This is a genomic window from uncultured Amaricoccus sp. (assembly GCF_937858865.1).
GTDB lineage: Bacteria > Pseudomonadota > Alphaproteobacteria > Rhodobacterales > Rhodobacteraceae > Amaricoccus.
In genome coordinates this window covers 1-3362 of record NZ_CALLYO010000392.1, presented here as the reverse complement: position 1 = coordinate 3362, position 3362 = coordinate 1, and the positions used below count along the sequence as shown (strand labels likewise).

Annotated in this window: 3 protein-coding genes; 2 read left to right on the top strand and 1 reads right to left on the bottom strand. The window is 71.9% G+C overall.

What is annotated here, in order from left to right; genetic code table 11:
- Positions 1 to 64: 64 nt before the first annotated feature.
- Positions 65 to 976 carry a pirin family protein gene (locus Q0112_RS11490; protein ID WP_297975425.1) on the bottom strand — a complete coding sequence of 304 codons (912 nt, stop codon included), beginning with the start codon at positions 974 to 976 and terminating at the stop codon, positions 65 to 67.
- Between the two features lie 97 nt (positions 977 to 1073).
- On the opposite strand from Q0112_RS11490, the gene Q0112_RS11485 reads away from it, so the two are divergent.
- Positions 1074 to 2006: an L-lactate dehydrogenase gene (locus Q0112_RS11485; protein ID WP_297975423.1), complete on the top strand. Its 933-nt coding sequence runs from the start codon at positions 1074 to 1076 to the stop codon at positions 2004 to 2006.
- 124 nt (positions 2007 to 2130) lie between these two features.
- Positions 2131 to 3362 (top strand): serine--tRNA ligase (gene serS / locus Q0112_RS11480; protein WP_297975421.1); only part of this gene is annotated, 1232 nt, incomplete at its 3' end.

The following is a 3362-nucleotide window of genomic DNA, read 5'->3' as shown; positions in this document are numbered from 1 at the left end:
GAATCCAGATCAAACCAACATGGAACCCCTATTCTTCAAATGCGATTCCCCTGCAGGTCGGCGCTCAGGCCGAGGCCTTGATGAAGGTGCCGTTCTGCAGCTCGCGCATCGCCTGCACCAGCTCGTCGCGGGTGTTCATCACGATCGGGCCGTGCCAGGCGACGGGTTCCTTCAGCGGCCGGCCGGCGACGAGGAGGAACCGCACCCCCTCCGGCCCCGCCTGCACCGTCACCTCGTCGCCCGAACCGAAGCGCACCAGCGTCCGGTTGCCGGAGAGGTCGCGGATGTTGAGCTCCTGGCCCTGGAACTCCTTCTCCACCCGCACGCCCTCGGGCGCCGCGGCGTCGCGGAAGCGGCCCGAGCCCTGGAAGACATAGGCGAAGGCGTTGGCGCGGGTGTCGACCGGCAGCGTTTTCCTCACCCCCGCCGGCACGGCGACGTCGAGATAGAGCGGCTCGGCCGCGATCCCGTCCACCGGACCCTTCCGGCCCCAGAAGCTGCCGATGATGATCTTCACCACCGTCCCGTCGTCATCCACGACCTCGGTGATGTCGCTACCCTGGATGTCCTGGTAGCGCGGGCTCGTCATCTTCAGCGACGAGGGCAGGTTGGCCCAGAGCTGGAAGCCGTGCATCCGCCCGGAGGCGGCACCGCGCGGCATCTCCTGGTGCAGGATCCCCGAACCCGCGGTCATCCACTGCACCGACCCCGGCCCGAGCACGCCGCGGTTGCCGAGCGAGTCGGAATGTTCCACCGACCCGTCGAGGACGTAGGTGATCGTCTCGATCCCGCGGTGCGGATGCCAGGGAAAGCCCGCGGCATAGGCGGCCGGATCGTCGTTGCGGAAGTCGTCGAGCAGCAGGAAGGGATCGCTCTCCCCCGGATCCCCGAAGCCGAAGACCCGGTGCAGGTGGACGCCCGCCCCCTCCAGGGTGGGCTGGGCGCGGCTCTGCGACACGACGGGACGAAAGGACATGGGCGCATCTCCACAGGATGGTTCCGCCATCATATCGTGACGGCACCGCCGGCAACCAGCCGCCGCGCGGCCACGCACTGTTTCCGGGAGCGAAGCAATGAAGATCGGCGTCGTCGGAACCGGCCAGGTGGGCAGCGCCACGGCCTACGCCATGGCCCTCACCGGAACCGCCACCGAGATCATCCTGCTCGACCACGACCCGGCGCTCGCCCGCGCCCAGGCCGAGGACATCGCCCACGCCGTCCCCTTCGCCTCGGCGACCCGCGTCGCCGCCGGCGACTGGCGCGACCTTGCCGGGGCGGGCATCGTCATCATCGCCGCCGGCGTGCCGCAGGAGCCGGGCGAGACCCGCCTCGACCTCCTCGGCCGCAACGCCGAGGTCTTCCGCGCCGTCATCACCCGCATCCTCGACGCCGCCCCCGACGCCATCCTCCTCGTCGCCTCCAACCCCGTCGACGTCATGACCCAGGTGGCGACCCGCCTCTCCGGCCTGCCGCCCGCGCGCGTCATCGGCTCCGGCACCATCCTCGACACGGCGCGCTTCCGCTGGCTCCTCGGCCAGTATCTCGGCATCGCCCCGCAGTCGGTGCACGCCTACGTCCTCGGCGAGCATGGCGACAGCGAGGTCCTCGCCTGGTCCTCCGCCCGCGCCGGCGGCGTGGCGCTCGCCTCCTTCGCCGCCCAGGTCGGCGCCCCGATCACCGCCGCCGTCCGCGAGACGATCGACGCCGGCGTCCGCCGCGCCGCCTACACCATCATCGAGGGCAAGGGCGCCACCTGGTACGGCATCGGCGCCGGCCTCGCCCGCGTCGCCTCCGCCATCGCCCGCGACGAGCGCGCCGTCTTCTCCGTCTCGATCGCCACCCCCGAGATCGAGGGCGTCACCGACGTCGCCCTCTCGGTCCCGCGCGTCGTCGGCCGCGCCGGCGTCCTCGCCGACCTCCTGCCCGAGCTCGACCCCGCCGAGCACGCCGCCCTCCGCGCCAGCGCCGAGCTCCTCCGGGACCTCGCCGACGGCGTGCCGCTCTGAGGCGGCGAGCCGAAAAAGCTGGCCGGATTCCAGCCCGATTCCAGCCACCTTCCAGCCGGGCGGAATCCCTTTCCTTCCGGCCCCTTGTCGTCCATAACTCCGCCCGCACGCTTGCGAGGCCCATATGCACGATATCCGCCTGATCCGCGACGCCCCCGCCGCCTTCGACGCCTCCCTCGCCCGCCGCGGCCTGCCGCCGGCCTCGCCCGAGATCCTCGCCCTCGACGAGGCCCGCCGCGCCCGCATCGCCGCCGCCGAGACCGCGCTCGCCGACCGCAACGCCGCCAGCAAGGCCGTCGGCGCCGCCAGGGCGCGCGGCGACGAGGCCGAGTTCGAGCGCCTACGCACGCTCGTCGCCGACAAGAAGGACGAGATCGCCCGCCTCGAGGCCGAGGCGGGCGAGGCCGACCAGCGCCTGCGCGACCTCCTGCTCACCATCCCCAACCAGCCCCTTCCCGACGTGCCGGACGGCCCCGACGAAACGGCCAACGTCGAGATCCACCGCTGGGGCACCCCGCGGGACTTCTCCTTCCCGCCGCTCGAGCACTACCAGATTCCGGCCGCCAAGGCCGGGCTCGACTTCGAGGCGGCGGGGCGGCTCTCCGGCGCCCGCTTCGTGGTGATGAGGGGGGCGATGATCCGCCTGCACCGGGCGCTCGCCCAGTTCATGCTCGACACCCACACCGAGAAGCACGGCCTCACCGAGGTCTGGACCCCGGTCCTGGTGCGCGACGAGGCGATGCTCGGCACCGGCCAGCTGCCGAAGTTCGCCGAGGACAGCTACCGCACCACCAACGGCTGGTGGCTGATCCCGACCTCCGAGGTCACGCTCACCAACCTCGTCGCCGGGCAGATCCTCGACGAGGCGGAGCTCCCGATCCGCATGACCGCCCACACCCAGTGCTTCCGCTCCGAGGCGGGCTCCGCCGGCAAGGACACCGCCGGGATGCTGCGCCAGCACCAGTTCGAGAAGGTGGAGATGGTCTCGATCACCCGGCCCGAGGACAGCAGCGCCGAGCTCGAACGCATGACGGAATGCGCGCAGAACATCCTGGAATCCCTCGAGCTTCCCTATCGCACCGTGGTGCTCTCGACCGGCGACATGGGCTTCGGCGCCCGGCGCACGCACGACCTCGAGGTCTGGCTGCCCGGCCAGGGGACCTATCGCGAGATCTCGTCGGTCTCGGTCTGCGGCGACTTCCAGGCCCGGCGGATGAACGCCCGCTTCCGCCGCGGCGAGGGCGCGCGGCCGGAGTTCGTCCATACGCTGAACGGCTCGGGCCTCGCGGTCGGGCGCACGCTGATCGCGGTCCTCGAGAACGGCCAGGAGGCGGACGGCTCGGTCCGCCTGCCGCC